This is a genomic window from Winogradskyella alexanderae, from assembly GCF_020166335.1.
Classification (GTDB): domain Bacteria; phylum Bacteroidota; class Bacteroidia; order Flavobacteriales; family Flavobacteriaceae; genus Winogradskyella; species Winogradskyella alexanderae.
In genome coordinates this window covers 53,020-77,569 of sequence record NZ_JAIUJR010000009.1, presented here as the reverse complement: position 1 = coordinate 77,569, position 24,550 = coordinate 53,020, and the positions used below count along the sequence as shown (strand labels likewise).

Genomic DNA, 24,550 nt, shown 5'->3' with positions numbered 1-24,550 from the left:
ACCATATTTATAATTAGCCATAAATGACCTATATACTCAAGAATAAGAACCTAGAGCTTCATATTGACGATCCATTAAAACACTACGATTTCCCTCGTTTTGATTGGACAGGAAAACTAACGTTACTCAAATATAAAGGGGTTTTGGTTTCAGGTAATGAGAAAATAAAAGCAAATGAAATTGAACAATTTGGTCGAGGTTTTTATAATGAATTTGGAATTAATACACCAATTGGTTTTGATGAAATTGCGATTGACGATTGGTTTCACAAAATTGGTGTAGGGCTCTTAAGAAAAGACAAGCCTCACTACTTTTTCTTGAACAACTATGATACTGATCCTGCGATTTTTAACGTTAAGGCCAAAGACAACTCCATTGTTATGTCGTGCAAAGGGCAATTTAAGAATGGCTATGCTTACCTACTTGAAAAAAAGATAAATCTGTTAGAAAATGGTTTTATAGTACACTATACTTTAAAAAATAGTGGAGATAAACCAATTGTTACTAAAGAATATAATCATAATTTCCTTGCGATAAACAATAATTTAATAGGTAAGGATTATCGCTTATCCTTTGATTTTGAAATTAATCCAAGTACGTTTAATGATTTGGTTAATCCTAACAATGTAATGACCTTAAATGGACAGCATATAATGTTTAAACATAAGCCAGAAAGCGATTTTTTTATAAGTAATATCTCAGGCGGCAAATTGGTTAAAGCAAAATGGTGTTTGGAAGATACCAAAAACAAAATAGGTATTACTGAAGAAGCTAACTTCAAAACAAACTCTATAAATCTTTGGGGATGCGGACATGTAATAAGCCCTGAACTTTTTATTGATATAAACATAGCTCCAAGTACCAGTAAATCTTGGACACGACAATACTCCATCTATCAACTGGATTAAAATTAAAAAAATTCATTTTAGATTATTACCTTTCCAGCTTCGAGCAAACACTAAACGGTTGAAAAACAACTTGGGCAGTGTTATTTAACTAACTGATCAAAATGAGTAAGAAATCGTTATTTACAATTCGTATTGCACTGATTGTTGCACTTGGTGGCTTCCTGATGGGATTTGACGCATCCGTTATTTCCGGAGTAAATAAATTTATACAGATAGACTTTAATTTAACAGATTTAGAGCTCGGATTTTCAGTGAGTTCACTAACCATAATTGCCGCTTTGTCCATGATGGTTTCTGGTCCTTTAAGCGATAAGTTTGGAAGACGTATTATGCTGAAAATATGTGCCATTGTTTTTACCATTTCAGCTGTTGGTTCCGCCCTAGCACCAAACTTTCTCTTATTTCTAATCTTCAGAATGCTTGGTGGCTTTGGTGTTGGTGCTTCATTGATCCTAGCACCGATGTACATTGCCGAGATTTCCCCACCAGGTCAGCGAGGTAAGCTCGTTTCCTTTAACCAATTAAATATTGTACTTGGAATTACCGTAGCCTTTTTTAGTAATTATTACATTCTTTCTTTAGGGAATTCTAATGCAGAATGGGTTCAGTCTCTAGGAATTGGTGAAAATAATTGGAGATGGATGTTAGGAGTTGAGGCCATACCAGCAGTATTTTACTTTTTTGGATTACTTTCTGTACCTCGAAGTCCACGCTGGTTAGTAATGAAAAACCATTTAGATGAGGCAAAAACTGTACTACAACGTTTCTACGATGCAGATCGTGCAGAAAAAGACATGATAGCGATACGTACTTCTCTAGAGTCTGACAAAAACAAAGAAAAAGTTTCAATAATGGAAATTTTTAAACCAGCTATGCGTTTGGTTATAACCATAGGTTTGGTAGTTGGTGTCCTCCAACAGATTACAGGTATTAACTCAGTCTTTTTTTATGCTCCAATGATATTTGAGCAATCTGGTATTGGCACTGATGCTTCATTTATACAAGCAATTTTAGTTGGTGTAACAAACCTGGTTTTTACTGTTTTAGCCATGTTACTCATTGATAAGCTTGGTCGTAAACCATTACTAATCTTTGGAGTCACAGGAATAGGTGTTTTTATGTGTTTGCTTGCCTACGGGTTCAATACTGCTACATATAGCCTTTCGCCAGAAAAGGTAAATCAAATATCCAATACAGAAATAAGAGAAAAAGTAGCCGTTTTGGAAGGTCAATCATTTAAAAACGATGTTGTGTATAAAAACGAAATCAAAACATTATTAGGCAATGAAAAAGCAAAGCAATACGAATCTGAATTGATAACGGCCGCAATCAGCATGAACCCTAATTTAATACTTATTGGAATTTTGGGCTTTGTTGCTTGTTTTGCAATTTCTCTAGGTCCAGTTATGTGGGTTTTGTTTTCGGAGTTATTTCCACTTAGGATACGAGGTGTCGCTATTTCCTTTGTTGGCTTTGTAAACTCAGCTGTGTCAGCAGGTGTGCAGTTTTTATTCCCCTGGGAATTATCTACAATTGGAAGTGCAATGACCTTCTTAATTTATGGTCTTTTTGCATTTGCTAGTCTCATATTTATTATAAAAGTAATACCGGAAACAAAAGGAAAATCCTTAGAAGAACTCGAAGCGCAATTGGTGAAATAAGTTCTTTTAAGGATTTAAGTACTAAAAAAATCTTCTTAAATTCCTAAGATTTGCTCAGCGTGAGCTTTGGTTTTTACTTTGGTAATTACATCCTCCAATACCCCTTCTTCATTTATTACAAATGTAGTTCTGTGAATACCATCATATTCCTTTCCCATAAATTTCTTTGGGCCCCAAACTCCAAATGCTTCAATTACTGCCTTGTCCTCATCTGCGATTAGTGGATATTGAAATCCATATTTGTTTTTGAAATTGGCCTGGCGCTTTGCACTATCTGCACTTACGCCAAGGATTTCATAACCTTGTGATTGGAATTTATCAAAGTTGTCGTTAAGATTGCATGCCTCAGCAGTGCACCCAGGAGTACTTGCTTTTGGGTAAAAAAATACAACTAACTTTTTGCCTTTATAGTCAGATAATTCCACTTTATTTCCTTGTTCATCTTTGGCCGAAAAATTCGGTGCCTTGTCTCCTACTTTTAAATGTGTCATTGTCATATTTTTTTCAACTATCGTAAAATTACAATGTATCTTAAAGGAACCAAGGACAGATTATGTTATAAATTAGTTAAATCAATTATTCCTGAACCAAAGATTCAAAAAGTAATTTCCATTTTTGCATAATTTTATCTGGTGAATAACGTTGAATATTTTCCTGAGCTCTTTCCCCCATTTGCTTTCTTAAGTTTTTGTTCTCAATAAGTGTCATCAGTGCTTCTGCTAGCTTTTCAGTGTCATTTGGTTTAACTAACAATCCATCCACACCGTGTTTAATAATCGCACGAGGTCCATAAGGGCAATCGAAAGAAACCGCAGGCAAACCAAGGGACATGGCCTCTGCAATAACTAACGAAAAAGCTTCAATTCTCGACGAACATACTAAAATGGAGGACTCAAGGTATGCGCTTTTTATGTCTGTAGTATGTTGATGAAATTCAACGGTGTTATTTATGTTTAGTTGTTGAGCTATTTTTTCAAGATTTAATCTTTTACTGAACTTTCCATATATTTTCAATTTCCAATCTGGATTATTGAATATCACTTTCTGCCAGGAATGTAAAAGCAGATCAAAACCCTTAACAACGTCGTGTCGGCCAACAGCAATTACCGTCTTCTTTTCTAATTTCGCTTTATCATTGGCATCTATGGTAATTGGATTACTTATTGTATAAAGGTTTTTTAAATGGGGCCAATCTCTTTTATGTTCTTCCGTCAATACAACAAATTTGTCATATCCTAACCCTCCTTTATTATTTAAAAATGTTTTAATAGACCTTACTAGTTTTCTTCCATAAAGTACGTTTGTATTTTTGGTAACGTGCCTCTGATAAATTATAGGACAATTTGTAGTAATAAAACGATTTAAATGTAATCCAAAAATATCATCAAAGACAACCATCACAATATCGGGTTTTATATCTTTTAGTGATTTATTAATACGTTTTATTTTATTGAAATAACCTAATAAACCCTTATTGTAAATATCTAAATGATGTAGTTTAACCCTATTATTAATGAAATATCGAATTTTGGTATTATCACTTTTCTGGTCTAGTAAAATAATATCTATTTCATAATGGTAATTTTCAATAAAATAATTAGCTTGTATAGCTATTATTCTTGAAAGCCCACCAACACCACTGACTTCTGGCGTTATATATACTAATCTCATAACTTACTTCTTTTATATCAAACGGAAACAACTAATTTTATAAATAAAATCATATTTTTATTTTTATTTTTTGCTAAAATGCGACAAAAATCGTCTAATCTCTAATAAATTTAAATTTAAATTTAAGTGACCAAAAATGAAAAGGTGGGCTTTGTTATAAATAAGTTAAATGAACTTTATCCTGAAATCCCAATTCCCTTAGATCATAAAGACCCCTACACCTTATTAATTGCCGTGTTAATGTCCGCACAAAGTACAGATGTGCGTGTTAATCAAATTACTCCACTATTATTTAAACAAGCAGATAATCCATATGATATGGTTAAGCTAAGTGTTGATGAAATCAGGGAAATAATTAAACCTGTAGGCTTGTCGCCAATGAAAAGTAAGGGCATCCACGGACTTTCTCATATTTTGATTGACAAGTATGATGGTAAAGTTCCTCAAACTTATGAAGCATTAGAGGCACTGCCAGCGGTTGGTCACAAAACTGCCGCAGTAGTGATGTCACAAGCTTTTGGCATCCCGGCATTTCCAGTAGATACACATATTCATAGACTAATGTACCGTTGGAATCTTACTACTGGCAAAAATGTAATGCAAACAGAAAAAGATGCGAAACGACTATTCCCAAAAGATCTTTGGAACGATCTTCATCTTCAAATAATTTGGTATGGAAGGGAATACTCACCTGCTAGAGGCTGGGATTTAGATAAAGATGTTATCACTAAACGAATTGGAAGAAAATCAGTTATAAAAGACTATTACAAAAACAGAAAATAGGATCTATTGGTATAATTCTTGATAAAACAGTATCAAACAACCATACCTTGAAAAGACTTTTACTTATAATATTAGCAACCTATTTGACCTCTTGTGTACCTACACGAATCGCACCAAGGTTTAAAAGTGAGGATTATAGAATAATGCAGGCTAAAAAGTTTAAACGAAAACTTCCGCGAGAGACATCATTTATATTCAAAGACCCAAAGAAAGCAGATGAGTTCTATCACTACATAAATACAAAGTATCGGTTAAATCATAATAATGTTGGCTATAATGTCCCAATTACAATAGAAGGTAAAACGTGTTATTTAACCTATAACGAGGCTTCAATTGACGATAAAAAAATGAATTTACTAGGTTTGGTAGTCGATGCCAAACTAGAAGATGAAGGCTTCACGCCTTTGTTTGATAATTATATAGAAAGGAAAGGGCATTGGTACATTATATTAACAGTGTACGATGAAAACGTTAAAAACTGTCTGTTAAAAGACCATCCTTTGCAGGAGAGTACGATTGAGTATCTCAGAAATTTAAAAAAGGTGTATCTGAACACACATAATTACCAAGAGCTATTATTCATAAAAAAATCCTGATTTTACAATCAGGATTCTTTTCCAACTTAATTTAGAAGTGCTTCAAACTTCAATTTATTATAATTTATAACACTTAAAGCCTTAGAATAATTCAAAAGGAAACTAATCGTTTCATCTTTTGGTTTTAGGTTTAAATTTTTTGGGGTTCTAGTAGAGTAAATTTTTGCCATATTAATAGTTTAGGATTTATTATATGACTAAAACGCAATTTATTCTACTTTATTATATCAATTTGTTAAAACTATATTATTCTGCTTAATAACCTTGCGCATATTAATTAGCGCGTAACGCATTCTACCCAATGCCGTATTAATGCTAACTCCTGTGCGCTCAGATATTTCCTTAAAGCTCATGTCTTGATACATGCGCATTATCAACACCTGTTTTTGATCCTCAGGAAGCTCTTCAATAATTCGTCGCACATCTTCTTCTACTTGTTCTTTGATAATGGATTTTTCTGCGTTTAAACTCGAATCACTCAAAACAGAGAAAATGCTAAACTCACCGGCATTATCAAACTTTGGCATCCTACTATTACGCCTAAAGTGATCTATTACCAAATTGTGAGCAATACGCATTACCCAAGGTAAAAATTTACCTTCTTCATTGTACTTGCCTAATTTCAAGGTTTTAATAACCTTTATAAAGGTGTCTTGAAAAATATCTTCTGTTATGTCCTTGTCGTAAACTTTCGAGTATATAAAACTGTAAATGCGCTGTTTATGCCTATCAATCAAAGTTGCTAATGCATTTTCATCGCCTCGTATATAACTGGATATCAACGCAGCGTCTTGGATAAGTTCTTTCTTCATAATAATTACTTTAATGCCTAATAACTAGGTTATTAGACTTGGGGTTTCTAGCTTTTAATTAAAGTAATATTATGTTATACGCTGTGTTTTTTTAAAATGATTATGCATCAAATATAACAACAATCATTCCGAAAAAACAAAATTTAGATAGAAATTTTAACATTTTATCGGATAAAATGTTCCTTTAATAGATAAATTAGATGTAGTATCTTTGCAAAATTATATCCTAAAAATTTCTATGAACACTACTATTCTAGACGTAAATCCTAAAGATAACATCATCATTAAAGGTGCGCAATTGCACAATCTTAAGAATATTGATGTTGTTATCCCTAGGAACGAATTAGTAGTAATTACTGGCTTATCTGGTTCAGGCAAATCTAGTTTAGCCTTCGACACATTGTATGCAGAAGGCCAAAGACGTTATGTAGAAAGCCTTTCTAGTTATGCCCGACAATTCTTAGGTAGGTTAAATAAGCCAAAGGTAGATTATATTAAAGGAATTGCACCAGCTATAGCTATTGAGCAAAAAGTGAATTCTACTAATCCGCGTTCTACGGTAGGTACCACTACAGAAATATATGACTATCTAAAACTGTTGTTTGCCAGAATTGGTAAGACCTACTCTCCCATTTCGGGCAAGCTTGTCAAAAAACATACGGTTACAGATGTTATTGACTACATCTCTAGTTTTGAAGAAAATACTAAATTATTACTCTTATCTCCTATTATTTTAGAAGAAGGCCGAACGATAGAAAATAAGTTACAAACGCTCCAAAAACAAGGTTATGCTAGAGTTAAGGTAAATTCCAACGTTTTAAGAATAGAAGATGCTTTAAAGACCAATATTACATCTGAGACAGAGCTCTTTTTAGTAGTTGATAGAATTGTCTTTAAAAATGATGAAGATTTTCTAAATAGATTGGCCGATGCCATTGAAACTGCATTTTTCGAAGGTATAGGCACCTGCATCATTGAAACTATACATGATAGTAAGCAAATCATTTTCAATAATAAATTTGAATTAGACGGCATGACCTTTTTGGAGCCAAATGCCCATTTATTTAGCTTTAATAATCCTTATGGTGCATGTCCAAAATGCGAAGGCTATGGAGATGTAATTGGCATCGACGAAGATTTGGTTGTACCAAACACGGCCCTTTCGGTTTATGAAAATGCTATATTCCCCTGGAGAGGGGAAAGCATGAGCTGGTATAGAAACCAACTAGTGAATAATTCGCATAAATTCGATTTTCCCATCCACAAACCTTTTTTTGAACTGACTGATTCGCAAAAGGCACTTATCTGGTCTGGTAACGACTACTTTGAAGGCTTAGATAGTTTCTTTGCTGAGTTAGAATCTAAGGCTTATAAAATTCAAAATAGAGTGATGTTATCACGCTATCGTGGTAAAACAAAATGTAACGTCTGTAAGGGGAAACGTTTACGAAAAGAGGCAAATTATGTTAAGATAAACGGATGTACTATTACAGACCTAGTCGACCTTCCGATTAAAGAATTAATATCATTTTTCAAGGATTTAGAGCTCAATGATTATGATACCAAGGTTGCTAAGCGTCTACTTGTTGAAATAAATACAAGGCTTGAATTCCTGTCAAGTGTTGGATTAGATTATTTAACCTTAAATAGAAAATCTAACACACTTTCAGGTGGAGAAAGCCAACGTATCAATTTAGCTACCTCACTTGGAAGTAGCTTGGTAGGTTCCATGTATATTTTAGATGAACCAAGTATTGGTCTTCATCCAAAAGATACTGAGCGTTTAATTAGTGTTTTAAAGTCACTTAGAGATTTAGGAAATACCGTTATTGTTGTAGAGCATGATGAAGATATAATGAAGGCGGCAGATACCATTATTGATATTGGTCCAGAAGCAGGAACTTTTGGCGGTAAAGTAGTCGCTTCCGGCAGTTACAAAGACATAATTGTATCCGACACACTTACAGCAAAATATCTAAACGGTCAGTTAGAAATAGAAGTACCTAATAAACGAAGAACCTCAAAATATGAAATTAAAATAAAAGGTGCCCGAGAAAACAATCTGAAAAATATAGATGTTACATTTCCATTAGGTATGTTAACCGTGGTTACAGGTGTTTCTGGAAGTGGTAAGAGTACCTTAGTTAAAAAGATTCTATACCCTTCAATTCAAAAAAAGCTTACAGGATTCAGTGATAAAGTTGGCCAATTCACTGAAATGACTGGTAATCACAGTAATATTCAAAATGTTGAATTTGTAGATCAAAACCCAATAGGAAGGTCATCACGTTCAAATCCCGTGACCTATGTTAAAGCATATGATGATATAAGAGCACTTTTTGCATCTCAAAAGTTAAGTAAAATCCGAAATTACCAGGCCAAACACTTTAGTTTCAATGTAGATGGTGGACGTTGCGAAACTTGCAAGGGCGAAGGTGAAGTTACCATTGAAATGCAATTTATGGCGGATGTACATTTAACATGCGAAAGTTGTGGTGGAAAGCGATTTAAAAAAGAGATATTAGAAGTTCAGTTTGAAGATAGATCAATACATGATGTTCTAAGTATGACTATAGATGACGCTATTGATTTTTTTGAAACCCATAAACAAACTAAGATCAAAAACAAACTTCAACCGTTGCAGGATGTGGGTTTAGGCTATGTTACCTTGGGACAGTCATCTTCAACCTTATCAGGTGGCGAAGCACAACGTATTAAATTAGCCACGTTTCTTGGAAAAGGTAGCAAAAGTGAAAACTCACTTTTTATTTTTGATGAACCTACAACCGGTTTACATTTTCACGATATTCAAAAACTTTTAAAATCATTTCAGGCCTTAATTAAAAAAGGGCACTCTATCATTGTGATAGAACATAATATAGATTTAATAAAATGCGCTGACTATATAATTGATCTGGGTCCACAGGGAGGAAAACAAGGTGGTAATCTTGTTGCCTTTGGCACACCTGAGGAAATCGCTTCAAACAAAGACTCTTTAACAGGCAAATATCTGAAAGAAAAACTTGGTTAATAAAACAAAAATGAAAACGCTAGTAATAGCGCAAATGAAGTAGGTATAATAAAAATGGTAAAAATAAAGGTAATTACACCACTTTTAATCCACGTCAAAAACCAGTGTTGTCCATAGAATTTCATCAAAGCAAATAAGAAATAGAAATAGGTTGAAAGCGCAACTAGCCAGTCTATTCCATCTGGTATTGGGAATACAAATCTGTTTAGCGCAAACAAAATTGCAAAAACGGTAAACAAAAAAGAGAAAAAATAAAAGCTAAATACTAGGTGGTGCGCATATGTCCCCTTATTGAAATAAAAAATCTTAAGAATAAATGCGAAAAGCGGTAAGAGAAAAAACATCGCTATTGGAATACTATCAAAAAAGGCCTGTACCATTCCTCCTGCTCCACTACCTTCAATAAGATTAAGCAGATTGGCAAATAGACGACGTTCAAGAAATCCCGCATTATCGCTCATACCCATTTCTTTATAAATGGATTCTTTACCTGAGCCAGATGCTATCATGGAATCTATGCGCTTTTTGTCAAAACCCCATTCAGATTTAACCATGTTGCGTTCGTTATTGGCATTTTTAATAATAGAATCTGCAATTTGGAAATCTTCATCTTTTAACCCTAACTTTTCCTGATTCTCTTTTAGCGGTTTGAAAACCTTTTCTAATTGGACCGAATCCAAAACGACTTTAGAATTTTCTTTAATTAATTCTTCCTCCGATTGTGCACTAACTACTTGCTCATTGAATTTGTTAGCTTGAGATACCAATTCCCTGGTGCTAAATGAAATAACAAAAAAGAAAATCACAGAGATAAATAAATACATCTGGGCTGGATGTAAATAAAGTAAGCGTTTACCTTTTATAAACTCCATGGCCAAGTGGCCAGGTTTAAACACTAATGGCAAAAAGCTCTTTAAAAACCTTGCATCAAAAGAGAAGTAATTACTTATGGTATTGTAAAATAATACTCCAATTGTTAACTCATCATTTGCCTTTTGCCCACAATGCGGACAAAACTTGAAGTCTTGATCATAGAACTGATCACAATTTTGACATTTCTTCTGGTTGGTACTCATAGTTTGTCAAAGCTTGAACTAAAAATAATGATTTTTATAAGATATACAATATAAAATAAGACGATTAAAGGTAAAGTCATTTATATAGCAAAATGGCAATCGAAACTTCACATTTTACCACAATATTCTAAATATCAGTACTTTATATTTTTTGGCACGCTGTTTGTACCATAGCTAATAGAATAATTTAAAACCCTATAATTATGAAACGATTACTATACTTAATTGCAGTTTTAGTGACGGCTAGCACTACTGCTTTTGCTACGAACTCAAATACAAACGAAGCTGATTTTTCAACTTACAATTATATGAGAGGTTATGGTAATTCTTTCATATTTATGGAAGCGGGAATTGAATTCTCTGTATTTCCAGATGGTCAATTCGATTTCTTCATCCCTCAGTATGGGCCAAATGTAAATGTTGGAATAAACAGACCTGGATTTGCACTTAGTTTTAATACTGGATTCAACTATAATCCATACGTTCAGTATGATAGTTTTGGTGCCATTATTCAAATTGAAAACACACCAATATTCTATGACTTTTATGGTAGGGTAAATCAGATAGGAAACATATTTATAAACTATAATGGGTTTGGACGTATTAATAGAATTGGAGGCTTAAATATTTTTTATAGAAATAATGTCTTTTGGAGATACGACGGGTTCATAAATATCTATAACAGAGCCTACGTTTGGAGACCTTGGCATAGATTTTACGCCATTCCTCCTGTTAACCTATGCATTGTAAATGCATTTCCTTATAGACAGTTTTATAGACCAGTTAGACATATTTGGTACAGACCTTACAGAAACAATGTTAGACATTTTAATATTAACGGTAGGCGCGGTAACACACAATTTGGAAGACGTAATGCAACGCATTCTAATAGATACGCGCAAACACCAAGAAACAGGACTGAACGCAATATCCAAAGATCGGTTCAGCGTAGAAATGCTGAAATTAACAGAACAAGGTCTACACGTTTAGCTGATAACTCTAGTAGTATGCGCTCTAGAACAAACAGAAGTGAATCTTTAACAGGTCGTTCTTCAAGTAGAACTATTGAACGTGGTGCTAATACAAGATCACTAAATAGGGAAAGTACTTTGAACAGAAACAGAACAAACAGAAATAATAATGTGAGTTCTCGATCTAATGCGAGAGTGACTTCTCAAAACAGAACAAGTAGATTAAATAATACACGTTCAAGAAATATAAAAGAAAATGTGACCAGAAGTAGGTCTTCGGTGTCCAATAAGCGATTAGGTACTAAAAGTACTTCGGTTAGAAAACCAAAAGCGACTAAATCTCGTACATATAGCAGAACAACGTCGCCTAATAAAAGAAGTAATAGTATAAGTATAAGTCAAAGTAAAAGTAAAAGAAAGTCGTCGTCTGTATCGACAAGATCTAAAAACAGTAGAAGAAATAACCAGAGTTCTACGAGATCTAATTCAAGACGAACACGAGCTTAATAAAATGATTTTTTTGGTTGGTTAGTAGAAGTCCCGTATGTTGTATGCCTCAGAGCACCTTACGGGATTTCTCGTTTTAAAAAGTATCTAAATATTTAGGTACTTTTTTATTTGCTGAGAAATATCGTTAGAAACTCTTAACCTTAATACCATTGTGAAATATAAGATCATGACAAATAAGGATTTTAATGCAATGTTAACAATTGGATGGAAATTAAAATCCCAGAAATAAAACAACAAGAACAAAATAGCTAATACAATACAAATTTTGATAGATTCTACTGAGTAGGGTTGAATATTAAATTCACTTTTAACAAATAGTACTTTAATTGTGTTATAAATAGCAATCGATAAAAAGGTAGCGATTGCAGACCCGTTTATACCATAAACAGGAATGAAGATAGCGTTTAAGATAATTGCTAAAAGCGCGAGAATAACGCCAAAAACCAATACCATTTTATAATAATCACTATTAAACAAAATTGCATTATTACTCCCTAAACTGTTATCATAGAGTTTGGCGATACTGATAATAAATACAACAAATAGTCCACCAGTGAACTTTGGTGGAAGAATTAAATACAACTGATTGATGTTTAATACAATTAACAGAAAAATAAAACCACTAATCACTAAAAGATTTATAGAGCTACGCTTATATAAGTCCTCTAATGCTTTACTATCACCTTCATTTAAGTATTTAGCCGTTAATGGCATCATTATTTGATGCATAGCACGCTGTGGTACGGCAATTACCGTTGCAATAAATATAGCCACACTATAATAAGCGACCTGTTCAATATCCTCTACCATTAGCCCAATCATAAACTTATCAATATCTAATATCATCATTGCAACAGAGCCCGCAATAATCATAAGCAAGGCATATTTAAGAATGGCGTTAAAATTTTCAGGTATCTGGAAATTAAGTTTCGGGAAGCGTATTGAAAACGCATAAAGTTTCATCAATGCTGTTCTTAAAACATAAACTATAACTAATCCAATAATAAACTCTTCAACATTCAAATATTTAAAATGTACGGCCAACAATAAGAGCATAATAGCGAACCTATGAAAAACCTCTTTCATTAAATTTCCAAATACGGTTTGCAGTTGCACCTTAGTCCAAGCAAAGAATATTTCAAAATATGCCATAGCGATAGCTAAAATGAATATGTGCCAAGTGTAGTTGGCAACAATAGAATTCTCACGCGATAAGATAGCGCCAATTGCATCATAGGAGAAATATCCAATTAATGTCACCGGTATAATTAATACTAAAGGCAAAAAAAGCATAATGGTTAAAAATCCATTAGTACTATTCTTTGAAACAAATGCTGAATAGTATTTAATAATTGCATTATGCGCACCAAAAGCCATAAAAGGCATCATAATATTTGCTGTTGACAAAAGAAAAGCCACTAATCCATAATATTCATCTGTAAGAAAGTTCGTATATAGAAACAGCGTGTTTATGGCCCCCAAACCAAAGCCTAAATATGTGGTTACAGTGTTTTTGAATGATTGGTTTAAAATGATGCCCATTGCAAAGCAATTTACAACATTATTTAATCTTGTAACACCTACTAAACACTATATATTACGTAGTATAATGCTAAGCGATTTTGTCAATGCCTTTCGACTGTAAGACTGCAATCCTATTGCGTTTACTTCTAAGGTGCTGTTTTTAAAATCTTCATAAAAGACCAATATCTGTTTTTTTAGAGCTATCTCATTTTGGTAGTTATAATAAACACCTGTATTTGTAGATTTTAAAATGGTTTCGACATCAGAGCCAACTGGGCCTAGTGCTAAAATCGGTGTTTCTGAAATCATATACTCAAATAACTTCCCTGGAATAATTGCTTTGGTTTCCTCAGAATCTATTTCAATGAGTAAAAGTACTCTAGATTTCATTTGATAGGCAATTGCCTTTTCATGTTCTACATACCCAACAACATTAAGAAACGGCTCTAATTTATGAGCTTTAATAGATTGGATTACGTCATCACTAACAACTCCAATTAAGTTTAACTGAAGACTTTTTGCAAAACTTAAATTTTCAGTCACTAATTCAGATAAGACCTTCCATAAAATTATTGGGTTTCTTTCAGAAAGTAGTGAGCCAATATGTGATAGTGTGAAGTTTATATATTTTGTCTGCTTAGGTATATTATGATGGTCATATCCATTTGTTATAACAGAAATTGGCGTAGTCGTTTTTAATAAAAATTCGTTTTTAGTATTATTACTGGTTACAATTAATTTATCGGCTTTATTTAGTACTTCTTTCTCTAATTTTTGATGTTTTGCTTTGGCTTTCTGAGTTAATTTTAAGGCTTTGTGATAACCAATATTAGTCCAAGGATCACGGAAATCTGCTAGCCATTTTAAATCAAGTCTTTCTTTCAATCCTAAACCAATTAAATGAAGACTATGCGGCGGACCTGTGGTGACGACACAGTCAATTTTATTTTCTGAAATATATTTATCCAAAAACTCAATGGAAGGCTTTACCCAATTTTTTCGGGCATCAGGAATAAAAAAATTACCCCTTATGTAGAGTAGTAACCTTTCGATAATTGACTGTTTCTTCGCTTTAGGAATTACACCTGAACTTATCTTGTTCGTGCTTTTTTTCGAAAACAAACGCGCTAATCTATAAGGCTCTTTTATAGGTTGTTTCAGAACCTTTATCTTTTTTGATACCGTGTCCAATAAACTATTATCAATTATGGGATAGTTTGGATTTTCAGGACAATAAACAATTGGTTCAATATCAAATTCTGGTAAATACTTTACAAATTTCAACCACCGTTGAACTCCCGGACCTCCAGCAGGTGGCCAATAGTATGTAATAATTAAAACTTTTTTAGATGACATTGATGTAGATTAGTCAACATTCTGATTTTGTCGTATCTTATAAAATATGCCTAGACAAAGTAATATTGCCAAAATAGCGGAACTTGCCAAAGCTATTTGACTTCCGGTTTTAACCACTTGCGGTTCAAATTTAAATTCTATTGTATTTGTCCCACTAGGAATTTCCATGCCTCTTAAAACATAGTTTACTCGTTGATGAGGTACTTCCGCGCCATTAATAAGAGACACCCAGCCAGGTTGGTAATAGATCTCAGAGAAAACAGCAAATCCTTTATAGGTGCTATTTGATTCATACTTTAGATAATTTGGTCTGAATTCTTTCAACTCAATTGTAGCAGTAGAATCAACAGAATAATCTCTATTTAAGTTATTTTCTGAAAAAATACTATTCTGAATAATCGCCTTAAATTTAGTATCCAGACTATCTAACAATCTTATTTCTTCATTGGCGCTATCTACAATTTCAAAACCACTAACAAACCATGCGTTTCCATTTGCCTCTTTGTTTGTATACGGCAAAATATTCCCCTCTTCTTCAATAATAATATACTTGGTATTGAGCATGTTTAGAACATTCATGTTATTTCTATAAACATGAAACTCCATAAGTTCGTTATAGCGCCCTAGCTTGGCCGCATGGTAACCAAATAGTGAATTATGGAAATATGCCGCTCTACCCGGTTGACTCTGACCCTGAGAGGACATGTCTAGTACCCTGAAATGGCCTTTATCCTTTAGAATTTCCTTATCGGCTTGTGTTGGCTGATAAGGGTTGTCTACAAGTCTCGCTGGTTTAAAATTATCTTCATTTACATAATTTCTGTTGATGGTTACTAGATCAAACAAAATCAAAATTGCAAAAAGCACAACTACCAGCTTTTCAGATAATTTATCCTTCAAATAAAGATAAACTACTCCAGCTGCAAGTAACACCAAAACTAACGTTCTTATTGTATCTGAAGTGAAAAGGGCTTTTCTATCTTCAATTAAGGCATCTACAAAGGGCTGGCCATAAGCTTGAAGGTAACGATCATCTCTCAATCCTTCAAAATCAAAAAGGGATGTTTTAAACAATAAGAGAGCAATGCAAAATCCTGCCGTTATAAAAACGGAATATTTGAGATACTTTAGTTTTTCTTCATTCTTTTGAAAATCAGTGAATAATCTCACCAAAGCAAAAACACCAAGAACAGGTACGCAAAGCTCTAATATGACCTGAATGGAGCTAACGGCTCTAAACTTATTATAAAGCGGTACAACATCAATAAAAAAGTTAGTTAGTAGCTCAAAATTCTTACCATAAGAGAGCAACAAAGACAAGATTGTACCTCCAAGCAACCACCATTTTAATCTACCTTTCACCAAGAATAGGGCCAAAACAAAAAGAAAAATAATGACAGCACCAACATAAGCTGGAGCTTCAACAATAGGTTGGTTGCCCCAATACATAGGCGCCTCTCTTGATGCTTCTAACGCTTCAATAGGTGATGCTCCAAGATTTATATAAGCTTTGTAAGTTTCAGATTCCTTACCTACATCCTCTCTATTTCCGCCACCCATAAATCTGGGAATATAGAGATTGAACGTTTCCAATATACCATAACTGTATTCAGTGATATAATCATCGGTTAATCCGGTTGAAGGCTCCTTAGACGATCCATCGGGATTAATGGTCAATTCGCTTTTACCCCGTGTACTTGATTTTACATACTCTTGGGTTGCCATAAAATTAGTGGCATTAAGGCCTACAGCTAGAATCGCCGCAATAGCTAATAAACCAATAGATTTAAAAAATTGTAATAATTGGTTTTTCTTGTAAGCATCTACAAAATAGGATATTCCCAAAACTAGCACCAATAGTAGAAGATAATAGGTCATTTGAAAATGATTGGCAACAAGCTCAAGTCCTAAGGCTAATGAAGTTAATAAAAAACCGAATATGTATTTTTTTCTAAAGGTTAGGATTATACCGGCCAATACTAATGGCATATAGGCTATAGCATGAGCTTTTGCATTATGGCCTACACCAAGAATTATAATTAAATAGGTTGAAAAACCAAAAGCTAGGGCACCTAAAGCACTCAATTTAAAATCTACCTTAAGCGATAATAAAAGGATATAAAACCCTAAAAAATATAAGAATAAATAATCTGCCGGTCTTGGGAGAAATCTTAGCGTTAAATCTAGTTTCTTAATGTAGTTATTGGGATACTTAGCGCCTAGTTGATAGGTGGGCATGCCACCAAATGCACTATTGGTCCAGTAAGTCTCCTCACCTGTTTCTTTAGCAAATTCCTTTTGCTGTTGGGCCATACCAATGTAGTGCATAATATCACTCTGATATATCTTTTTGCCTTGTAAAACTGGGCTAAAATAAGCTAAGGAAAGTAAGATAAAACCAATTAAGACTAAGATATGAGGCAATAACTTTTTCAGAAAAAATTGCATGAAATAGATATAATTTGAATGGTTCCGAAAAGTAATTATTTTTTTAAAAAGAATCCGTAGTTCCTTTTAGTATATACTATTCAATTTCTTCATAATCGATATATTCTCCCACCTTATCGTTAGAACTTTTATTCTTATTGGGCATTTTATCGATTACGGTTTCTCCTTCTCTGCCTCTTCTTGTATTGGTCTCATTTTGATTTTGAAAACCTCCAAAACGGTCTTCAAATCTTCTCTCTGCCTTTTTTGCTACAAAACGAAGTAAAAAAGGCGTAACAATGCGCGCCACTATTTTTAATCCAAAATAGACTAACAAAATAATAAGTATAGTACGCAACAATCCCATAACTGACGCTATATAAGTCATTTAATTAAAATCTAATCAAAAATACAATTATCATAATTTATAATACGTTATTATTCCCTAAAAAAACTATAAAATATCTATATTTGATTTTAATCTAACGTAAATGAGAGTACTCAGATCACTTATTACAGGACTAACATTACTATGTTTTTTAAATGCATTTGGTCAATATACCGAGGTTATTAATTCTAATAGGCCGGGAGTTTCTGAAAGTGCTTTTTCAGTTGGTACAAATGTTGTACAGTTTGAAGTCGGAGCTTACACAGTTAAAGAGGAGCATACACCATTAAACTATGAGGTGAGTGGTTTTGGTCTCGATTTTTCTGTTAGGTATGGTCTTTTATTTGAACAACTTGAGTTATCACTCGATGGTGTTTATCAAAATGACAACATAACATTTAACAACGCTGCAATTCCAGTAGAAAATAATCGTTCCAACTTTAAAAATTTTACAATTGGAGCAAAGTATCTTTTATACGATCCGTACAAAAATGCTGAAGAAGACAAACCAAATTTATACAGTTACCATGCGAATAGAAAATTTAAATGGAAATCATTAATTCCAGCAGTTTCCGTTTATGGTGGGGCAAATTTTGATAGTGATATTAATCCTTACACGGCACCAGGAATTGAAGGTGTAAGTCCAAAGGTTATGATAGCAACCCAAAACAACTTTAATGGCGGGTGGGTATTTGTCATGAATTTTATACAGGATAGAATTGGAACAGATGACCCAATATTTCAATATATCCTAACCTTAACACATTCATTTTCCCCTCAATGGGTTGTTTTTGGAGAGGCCCAAGGAATTAATAGTGACTTTTATGCAGATAATATTTTTAGGGTTGGTGGTGCATATTTGTGGACAAAAGATTTTCAGTTAGATGCCAATATCGCATTCAATACTAAAGACACACCTTCAGTTTTTAATATTGCATTTGGTGCATCTTATCGCTTAGATTTCCATAAAGACAAGCAAGTCAATAATGGTTATTAACCGAAAAATCCTTTAACTAACTAAAATGGTTACAATCAAAGAAGTTACGTCTAAGTCTGGGCTCAGGAAGTTTGTAAAATTTCCATTTAAACTTTACAAAGATTCAAAATATTGGGTTCCTCCGATTATTTCCGAAGAGGTCAAAACCCTTAATAAAGATGTAAATCCTGTTTTTAAAGATGCCGAGGCAAGATTTTTTTTGGCATACAGAGAAAAGGAAATCGTAGGTCGTGTCGCAGCAATTATTAATTGGTTGGAAGTGAAAGGTCAAAAACAGAGGAAAATGAGATTTGGCTGGTTTGATTTTATTGATGATTTTGAAGTCAGTAAAGCACTTCTTGATACTGTTGAACACATAGGACGAGAAAATAATCTTGAATATTCCGAAGGACCAGTGGGCTTTTCAAATTTAGATAAGGTTGGTGTCATAACTGAAGGATTTGATAGCGTTGCACCAATGGTTACATGGTATAATCATCCTTATTATATAGAACATTATATTAAACATGGCTATACAATTGAAAAGGGATATGTAGAAAGTAAATTTGCCTTTAGTAATGTAAATCCTGAAACTTTTGTGAAAGCACAAGAATTAATAAAACGCAGGTACAATCTTAAAGCTTTGTCCTTTACAAAAACAACTGAGGTTATGCCCTACGCAGATAAAATGTTTGATTTATTTAATGAAAGCTATGCTGGACTATCATCTTTTGTAGAAATAACTGATATCCAAAAAGCTTATTTCAAAAAGAAATTTATTGGTTTTATTAATCCTGAATACATAAAATTTATTGTTGATGGTAGAGATAATTTAGTTGGTTTTGCTATCGTAATGCCTCGCTTTGCTGAAGCACTGCAAAAAGCTAAAGGAAGATTGTTTCCATTTGGATTTAGACATATATTAAGAGCGAAAAAGAATAGCAAGGACGCTATTTTCTATCTTATTGGTATCCATCCAGAATACCAAAATAAAGGTGTACATGCGGTTATTTTCAATGAATATTACAACACATTTGTTGAGAAAGGAATTGAAAAATGTTACAGAACACCTGAGCTAGAAGATAATGAGGCTATACAAAAAATATGGAAGCATTTTGATCCTGTAATTTATAGAAGACGTAAAACTCTAAAGAAAGTACTATAAAAAATGGCTTTGTTAAAACAAAGCCATTTTTTAATTACATATGTTATGGTATCTATTCTCCCATAGTCTCAATGAGGGCTGCAGACATTCTTTTGTAAGTACCGTTATTAAGTCTATCTCTAATAGCATCAAACGCATCCAAGGTTTGTCTAACATCATCTAAAGTATGTGTTGCCGTAGGAATCATTCTCAACAGAATTAAGCCCTTTGGAATTACCGGATAAACCACTATGGAACAGAAAATACCATGATTCTCTCTCAAATCCCTTACTAAGGCCATTGCCTCAGGAATACTTCCTTTTAAATAAACTGGTGTAACACAACTTTGTGTGGTTCCTATATCAAAACCGCGCTCTTTTAATCCAGATTGCAGTGCTTCTACAATAGTCCAGAGATTTTTCTTCAATTCTGGCATTGTTCTAAGCATTTCCAAACGCTTTAATGCACCTACTACAAGTTGCATTTGAAGCGATTTTGCAAACATCTGAGAACGCAAATTATATTTTAAGTAATCAATAATTTCTTGGTCTCCTGCAATAAATGCACCAGTACTAGCCATTGATTTTGCAAAGGTTGCAAAGTAAACATCTATTTCATCCTGAACACCTTGCTCCTCACCTGCACCCGCACCTGTGGCACCCAATGTACCAAATCCATGAGCATCATCAACCAAAAATCTGAAATTGAATTTTTTCTTAAGCGCTACAATTTCTTTCAGCCTACCTTGTTCTCCGCGCATTCCGAATACACCCTCTGAAATAACAAGTATACCACCTCCAGTTTGTTCAGCCATTTTAGTTGCACGCTCAAGATTTTTTTCAAGGCTTTCAACGTCATTATGCTTGTAGGTAAATCTTTTACCCATATGCAACCGAACACCGTCGATTATACACGCATGAGCATCAACATCATAAACTATAATGTCGTCTTTACCAACTAATGCATCAATCGTAGACATTATGCCTTGGTATCCAAAATTTAAGAGGTAGGCCGCCTCTTTATTGACAAATTGTGCTAACTCGTTTTGCAACTTCTCGTGCAGGTCCGTGTGACCTGACATCATTCTAGCGCCCATTGGATAGGCCGAACCATATTGTTTTGCCGCCTCTTCATCTACTTTTCTCACTTCAGGGTGATTAGCCAGTCCTAGGTAATCGTTAATACTCCATGTAATAACATCTTTACCCTGAAATTTCATTCTATTAGAAATCTGACCTTCTAGTTTTGGAAACACAAAATAACCTTCAGCCTGAGAAGCCCATTTACCTAAAGGACCTTTATCTCTATAAATCTTTTCAAATAAATCTTTCATTAGTTTCGTTTGCCATTAATAATTTTGACAGTGCTCAATGAGCAAATCAATGCTTAAAGTTTAGTTAGTTTAAGTTTTTTAATTCGTGCAAAATTACTTAAATAAATTATGCTGTCATAATTTATTTTAAGGACTATTCACACAGTAATTAACATAAAAAAAGCCTATCATAGTTAAACCATGACAGGCCTTTTTCTTTTCAATTTATATTTTTATTTTATGTATTCAATGGTAGTGTGAACTTCATTTTTACTGTCAAAAAAGCCTTGATCCTGCATCCATTTGTCACTATACACTTTGCTCATATAACGCGAACCATGGTCTGGGAAAACAACAACCACTTTATCAGTTTCTTTAAATTCACCTTCTTCATTCAGTTGCTTAACAGCTTGCATTGCGGCACCACTTGTGTATCCAACGAATATTCCTTCTGTGTTGGAGATTTCCCGAGCAGTATGTGCACTTTCTTCATCAGTAACTTTTACAAACTTATCTATACTATCAAAATCTGTAGCGGTTGGTATTAAATTTTTACCTAATCCCTCAATTCTGTAAGGATAAATCTCCTTATCATCAAATTCTCTAGTTTCGTGGTATTTTTTAAGAACAGAACCGTATGCATCAACACCTATGATTTTTACATCTGGGTTTTGTTCTTTTAAATATTTAGCAATTCCGGAAATTGTGCCTCCAGTTCCACTACATGCAACTAAATGTGTAATCTGGCCTTCTGTCTGCTCCCAGATTTCAGGACCAGTGGTATTGTAGTGTGCATCAATATTTAATTGATTAAAATATTGATTGATATAAATTGAACCTTTGATTTCGTCATGTAGTCTTTTTGCAACCTGATAATACGATCTTGGGTCATCAGCATTAACATGCGCAGGACAAACATAGACCTTAGCTCCCATTGACTTGAGCATATCTATTTTATCAGCTGATGATTTTGAGCTAACCGCTAAGATACACTCATAACCCTTAATAATACTAACCATTGCTATACTGAACCCAGTATTTCCAGATGTCGTTTCAATAATGGTATCTCCAGGAGATAAAATACCCTGTCTTTCAGCTTCTTCTATGATGTGTAATGCGATTCTGTCTTTTGAAGAATGACCTGGATTAAATGCCTCAACTTTAGCAAAATATTCGCCTTTGAAGTCGGCAGTCATTCTGTTTAATTTGATCAATGGCGTACTACCTATTAACTGCAATACGTTATCAAATACATTTTTGTTGTTACTCATAAATGCTATTTATCAATCACCAATTTAACAAATTGATAACTTAAACCTCGCAAAAGTAACATTTTTTTTTAAATCAACTATTTATCCCTTCTAAATCGAGTAAAAATGCGAATTCCTCTGCATCTTCTTTTAAGCTTTCAAACCTACCCGAGGCCCCACCATGACCCGCATCCATGTTTGTTCTTAAATAAAGTGCCTTATCATTCGTTTTCAGTTCTCTTAATTTTGCAACCCACTTTGTTGGTTCCCAATACTGTACCTGTGAATCATGAAGACCAGAAGTAACCAATATATTCGGGTATGCCTTCTCTTCAACATTATCATATGGCGAATAAGATTTCATATAGTTGTAGTATAACTTATCGTTTGGGTTGCCCCATTCGTCATATTCGCCAGTAGTTAATGGAATAGAATCGTCTAACATTGTGGTCACAACATCTACAAACGGCACTGCTGCAATTACACCATTATATAGTTCTGGGGCCTCATTAATCACGGCACCAATTAGCAGGCCACCTGCACTACCGCCCATTGCGTATAGGTGCTTAGAGGAAGTATATCCATCTTTGATTAGCTGGATTGAACACGCAATAAAATCAGAAAAGGAATTTTTCTTCTTTAAAAGTTTACCATCTTCATACCACTTGCGCCCCAAATATTCGCCTCCTCTAACATGAGCAATTGCATATATAAAACCTCTGTCCAATAAACTCAATCTAATTGTTGAAAAGTATGGGTCTACAGTACTCCCATAACTTCCATATGCATATTGAAGCAATGGATTTTTGCCATGTTTAACGAGCCCTTTTCTATAAACTATTGAAATTGGAATTTTTGTACCGTCCTCTGCTACAGCCCAAATCCGCTCTGACACATAATTCTCTTTTTTGAATGTACCACCCAATACCTCTTGTTCTTTGAGTATGGTTTTGGATTTTGTTTGCATATTAAATTCAATAATAGAAGATGGTGTAGTCAAAGCATTATAACCATAGCGTAATGTATCTGTATCAAAATCAATATTTGTTGTAGTATAGCATGTATACGTTTCATTATCAAATGGTAAATAATAATCCTCTTTGTTGTCCCAACGTTTGATTCTTATTTGATTTAATCCGTTTCTCCGTTCACTGATAACCAAATAATCTTTGAATATATCTACATTCTCAATCAATGTGTCCTCCCTGTGGGAAATAAGCTCCTCCCAACCATCAATGCCAGTACTTAATACTGGAGTTTTCATTATCTTAAAATTTGTTGCCCTATCCTTATTTGTTAGTATGTAAAAATGATTGTTGTAATGCGAAATACTATACTCCAATCCTCTAATGCGTTCTTGAAATAGCTTAAATTTACCTTTTGGACTATCCGCTTCTAAAATGTGATATTCATTAGTAAGTGTAGAATAACAAGCAATAACTATATACTTACGTGATTTGGTTTTATAAACAGTCACACCAAATGTTTCGTCACCTTCTTCGAATATTAGTTTGTCTTCTAATTGACCCAATGTATGCCTGTAAATTTGATGCGCTCGCAACGTAACTGAATCCTTTTTGGTGTAGAAAATGGTCTTGTTGTCATTGGCCCAGCTTGATGAACCCGTTGTGTTTTCTATTTTATCACTAAATACTTCACCTGTCTTTAAGTTTTTGATTTGTATAGTATATTGACGCCTCCCTGTTTCATCCACACCGTACGAAACCAATTCATTGTCTGGACTTATACTTATACCTGCTAACTTAAAATAAGGCTTTCCTATAGCCATTTCATTACAATCAAAAAGCAGTTCTTCTGGGTTATCAAGTATCTCTTTTTTTCTTGTATATATAGGGTAATCCTTGCCTTTTTCAAATCTTGTAATGTACCAATAGCCATTATATTTATAAGGTACCGATGAATCGTCTTCTTTAATTCTAGACTTCATTTCTTCAAACAATTCTGTTTGAACTTTTTTTGTATGCGCCATTTTACTATCACAATACTCATTTTCTGCGATAAGGTATTCTCTCACTTTGGGATTTTCTCGGTCCTTCATCCAGAAATAATTATCTATCCGAATGTCGTCGTGCTTTTTAAGTTCAAATGGAATTTTATCGGCTACTGGATAATCGCTATTCATTTTCTTTAACA

At 33.8% G+C, this 24,550-nt stretch carries 19 protein-coding genes; 8 read left to right on the top strand and 11 right to left on the bottom strand.

Features of this window, described 5'->3' with window-relative positions; genetic code table 11:
* Nucleotides 1-23: 23 nt before the first annotated feature.
* Complete coding sequence (locus tag LBU54_RS12960) at nucleotides 24-908, top strand: hypothetical protein (RefSeq protein ID WP_224530542.1); 885 nt, start codon at nucleotides 24-26, stop codon at nucleotides 906-908.
* Between the two features lie 101 nt (nucleotides 909-1,009).
* Nucleotides 1,010-2,569, top strand: a complete 1,560-nt coding sequence (locus LBU54_RS12955; RefSeq protein ID WP_224530541.1) for a sugar porter family MFS transporter — start codon at nucleotides 1,010-1,012, stop codon at nucleotides 2,567-2,569.
* A gap of 35 nt (nucleotides 2,570-2,604) precedes the next feature.
* Here LBU54_RS12955 and bcp read toward each other — a convergent pair whose 3' ends face one another.
* Both bcp and LBU54_RS12945 read right to left on the bottom strand, forming a co-directional pair.
* On the bottom strand, nucleotides 2,605-3,060 hold the full coding sequence (bcp, locus tag LBU54_RS12950) for a thioredoxin-dependent thiol peroxidase (protein ID WP_224530540.1): 456 nt from the start codon (nucleotides 3,058-3,060) through the stop codon (nucleotides 2,605-2,607).
* 85 nt (nucleotides 3,061-3,145) lie between these two features.
* On the bottom strand, nucleotides 3,146-4,240 hold the full coding sequence (locus LBU54_RS12945; RefSeq protein WP_224530537.1) for a glycosyltransferase family 4 protein: 1,095 nt from the start codon (nucleotides 4,238-4,240) through the stop codon (nucleotides 3,146-3,148).
* A 126-nt stretch (nucleotides 4,241-4,366) separates the two neighbouring features.
* On the opposite strand from LBU54_RS12945, the gene LBU54_RS12940 reads away from it, so the two are divergent.
* On the top strand, nucleotides 4,367-5,023 hold the full coding sequence (locus tag LBU54_RS12940) for an endonuclease III domain-containing protein (protein WP_224530536.1): 657 nt from the start codon (nucleotides 4,367-4,369) through the stop codon (nucleotides 5,021-5,023).
* A gap of 47 nt (nucleotides 5,024-5,070) precedes the next feature.
* Nucleotides 5,071-5,619: a hypothetical protein gene (locus LBU54_RS12935; protein ID WP_224530535.1), complete on the top strand. Its 549-nt coding sequence runs from the start codon at nucleotides 5,071-5,073 to the stop codon at nucleotides 5,617-5,619.
* 227 nt (nucleotides 5,620-5,846) lie between these two features.
* Here LBU54_RS12935 and LBU54_RS12930 read toward each other — a convergent pair whose 3' ends face one another.
* Nucleotides 5,847-6,431 carry an RNA polymerase sigma factor gene (locus LBU54_RS12930; RefSeq protein WP_224530533.1) on the bottom strand — a complete coding sequence of 195 codons (585 nt, stop codon included), beginning with the start codon at nucleotides 6,429-6,431 and terminating at the stop codon, nucleotides 5,847-5,849.
* 238 nt (nucleotides 6,432-6,669) lie between these two features.
* Between LBU54_RS12930 and uvrA the strand changes: the two genes are divergently transcribed.
* Complete coding sequence (gene uvrA / locus LBU54_RS12925) at nucleotides 6,670-9,462, top strand: excinuclease ABC subunit UvrA (RefSeq protein ID WP_224530531.1); 2,793 nt, start codon at nucleotides 6,670-6,672, stop codon at nucleotides 9,460-9,462.
* Here uvrA and LBU54_RS12920 read toward each other — a convergent pair.
* Nucleotides 9,459-10,538 (bottom strand): DUF3667 domain-containing protein, encoded by a 1,080-nt coding sequence (locus tag LBU54_RS12920; protein WP_224530524.1) that lies wholly within the window; start codon nucleotides 10,536-10,538, stop codon nucleotides 9,459-9,461. The two genes, uvrA and LBU54_RS12920, sit on opposite strands and share 4 nt — an antisense overlap.
* Before the next feature lie 203 nt (nucleotides 10,539-10,741).
* Between LBU54_RS12920 and LBU54_RS12915 the strand changes: the two genes are divergently transcribed.
* Entirely contained in the window at nucleotides 10,742-12,016 is a 1,275-nt protein-coding gene (locus LBU54_RS12915; RefSeq protein WP_224530521.1) for a hypothetical protein, read from the top strand.
* A gap of 87 nt (nucleotides 12,017-12,103) precedes the next feature.
* On the opposite strand, the gene LBU54_RS12910 is transcribed toward LBU54_RS12915, so the two are convergent.
* The 4 genes from LBU54_RS12910 to LBU54_RS12895 form a co-directional block, all read right to left on the bottom strand.
* Nucleotides 12,104-13,561 (bottom strand): oligosaccharide flippase family protein, encoded by a 1,458-nt coding sequence (locus tag LBU54_RS12910; RefSeq protein WP_224530519.1) that lies wholly within the window; start codon nucleotides 13,559-13,561, stop codon nucleotides 12,104-12,106.
* Between the two features lie 48 nt (nucleotides 13,562-13,609).
* Nucleotides 13,610-14,899, bottom strand: coding sequence for a glycosyltransferase (locus tag LBU54_RS12905; protein WP_224530510.1), 1,290 nt, complete (start codon nucleotides 14,897-14,899; stop codon nucleotides 13,610-13,612).
* Between the two features lie 9 nt (nucleotides 14,900-14,908).
* Nucleotides 14,909-17,347: a YfhO family protein gene (locus LBU54_RS12900; RefSeq protein ID WP_224530508.1), complete on the bottom strand. Its 2,439-nt coding sequence runs from the start codon at nucleotides 17,345-17,347 to the stop codon at nucleotides 14,909-14,911.
* Between the two features lie 76 nt (nucleotides 17,348-17,423).
* On the bottom strand, nucleotides 17,424-17,714 hold the full coding sequence (locus LBU54_RS12895; RefSeq protein ID WP_224530506.1) for a DUF4834 family protein: 291 nt from the start codon (nucleotides 17,712-17,714) through the stop codon (nucleotides 17,424-17,426).
* Nucleotides 17,715-17,817: 103 nt separating this feature from the next.
* Here LBU54_RS12895 and LBU54_RS12890 point away from each other — a divergent pair, with 103 nt between their 5' ends.
* Both LBU54_RS12890 and LBU54_RS12885 read left to right on the top strand, forming a co-directional pair.
* The gene (locus tag LBU54_RS12890; RefSeq protein ID WP_224530504.1) at nucleotides 17,818-18,711 is read left to right on the top strand and encodes a transporter; all 894 of its coding nucleotides are present in this window, start codon (nucleotides 17,818-17,820) and stop codon (nucleotides 18,709-18,711) included.
* 25 nt (nucleotides 18,712-18,736) lie between these two features.
* Entirely contained in the window at nucleotides 18,737-19,855 is a 1,119-nt protein-coding gene (locus LBU54_RS12885; protein ID WP_224530501.1) for a GTP cyclohydrolase, read from the top strand.
* Nucleotides 19,856-19,907: 52 nt separating this feature from the next.
* Here LBU54_RS12885 and LBU54_RS12880 read toward each other — a convergent pair whose 3' ends face one another.
* The 3 genes from LBU54_RS12880 to LBU54_RS12870 form a co-directional block, all read right to left on the bottom strand.
* Entirely contained in the window at nucleotides 19,908-21,167 is a 1,260-nt protein-coding gene (locus LBU54_RS12880) for an aminotransferase class I/II-fold pyridoxal phosphate-dependent enzyme (RefSeq protein WP_224530497.1), read from the bottom strand.
* Nucleotides 21,168-21,379: 212 nt separating this feature from the next.
* On the bottom strand, nucleotides 21,380-22,417 hold the full coding sequence (locus LBU54_RS12875; protein ID WP_224530494.1) for a PLP-dependent cysteine synthase family protein: 1,038 nt from the start codon (nucleotides 22,415-22,417) through the stop codon (nucleotides 21,380-21,382).
* A gap of 73 nt (nucleotides 22,418-22,490) precedes the next feature.
* Entirely contained in the window at nucleotides 22,491-24,539 is a 2,049-nt protein-coding gene (locus tag LBU54_RS12870) for a S9 family peptidase (protein ID WP_224530713.1), read from the bottom strand.
* Between the last annotated feature and the right edge of the window lie 11 nt (nucleotides 24,540-24,550).

Bases quoted from the DNA above. Each gene is read 5' to 3' on its own strand.
- LBU54_RS12880 (WP_224530497.1), bottom strand. From the start codon at position 21,167: ATGAAAGATTTATTTGAAAAGATTTATAGAGATAAAGGTCCTTTAGGT.
- LBU54_RS12945 (WP_224530537.1), bottom strand. From the start codon at position 4,240: ATGAGATTAGTATATATAACGCCAGAAGTCAGTGGTGTTGGTGGGCTT.
- LBU54_RS12955 (WP_224530541.1), top strand. From the start codon at position 1,010: ATGAGTAAGAAATCGTTATTTACAATTCGTATTGCACTGATTGTTGCA.
- LBU54_RS12870 (WP_224530713.1), bottom strand. From the start codon at position 24,539: ATGAATAGCGATTATCCAGTAGCCGATAAAATTCCATTTGAACTTAAA.
- uvrA (WP_224530531.1), top strand. From the start codon at position 6,670: ATGAACACTACTATTCTAGACGTAAATCCTAAAGATAACATCATCATT.
- LBU54_RS12915 (WP_224530521.1), top strand. From the start codon at position 10,742: ATGAAACGATTACTATACTTAATTGCAGTTTTAGTGACGGCTAGCACT.
- LBU54_RS12930 (WP_224530533.1), bottom strand. From the start codon at position 6,431: ATGAAGAAAGAACTTATCCAAGACGCTGCGTTGATATCCAGTTATATA.
- LBU54_RS12875 (WP_224530494.1), bottom strand. From the start codon at position 22,417: ATGAGTAACAACAAAAATGTATTTGATAACGTATTGCAGTTAATAGGT.
- LBU54_RS12910 (WP_224530519.1), bottom strand. From the start codon at position 13,561: ATGGGCATCATTTTAAACCAATCATTCAAAAACACTGTAACCACATAT.
- LBU54_RS12885 (WP_224530501.1), top strand. From the start codon at position 18,737: ATGGTTACAATCAAAGAAGTTACGTCTAAGTCTGGGCTCAGGAAGTTT.
- bcp (WP_224530540.1), bottom strand. From the start codon at position 3,060: ATGACACATTTAAAAGTAGGAGACAAGGCACCGAATTTTTCGGCCAAA.
- LBU54_RS12895 (WP_224530506.1), bottom strand. From the start codon at position 17,714: ATGACTTATATAGCGTCAGTTATGGGATTGTTGCGTACTATACTTATT.
- LBU54_RS12900 (WP_224530508.1), bottom strand. From the start codon at position 17,347: ATGCAATTTTTTCTGAAAAAGTTATTGCCTCATATCTTAGTCTTAATT.
- LBU54_RS12920 (WP_224530524.1), bottom strand. From the start codon at position 10,538: ATGAGTACCAACCAGAAGAAATGTCAAAATTGTGATCAGTTCTATGAT.
- LBU54_RS12890 (WP_224530504.1), top strand. From the start codon at position 17,818: ATGAGAGTACTCAGATCACTTATTACAGGACTAACATTACTATGTTTT.
- LBU54_RS12905 (WP_224530510.1), bottom strand. From the start codon at position 14,899: ATGTCATCTAAAAAAGTTTTAATTATTACATACTATTGGCCACCTGCT.
- LBU54_RS12960 (WP_224530542.1), top strand. From the start codon at position 24: ATGACCTATATACTCAAGAATAAGAACCTAGAGCTTCATATTGACGAT.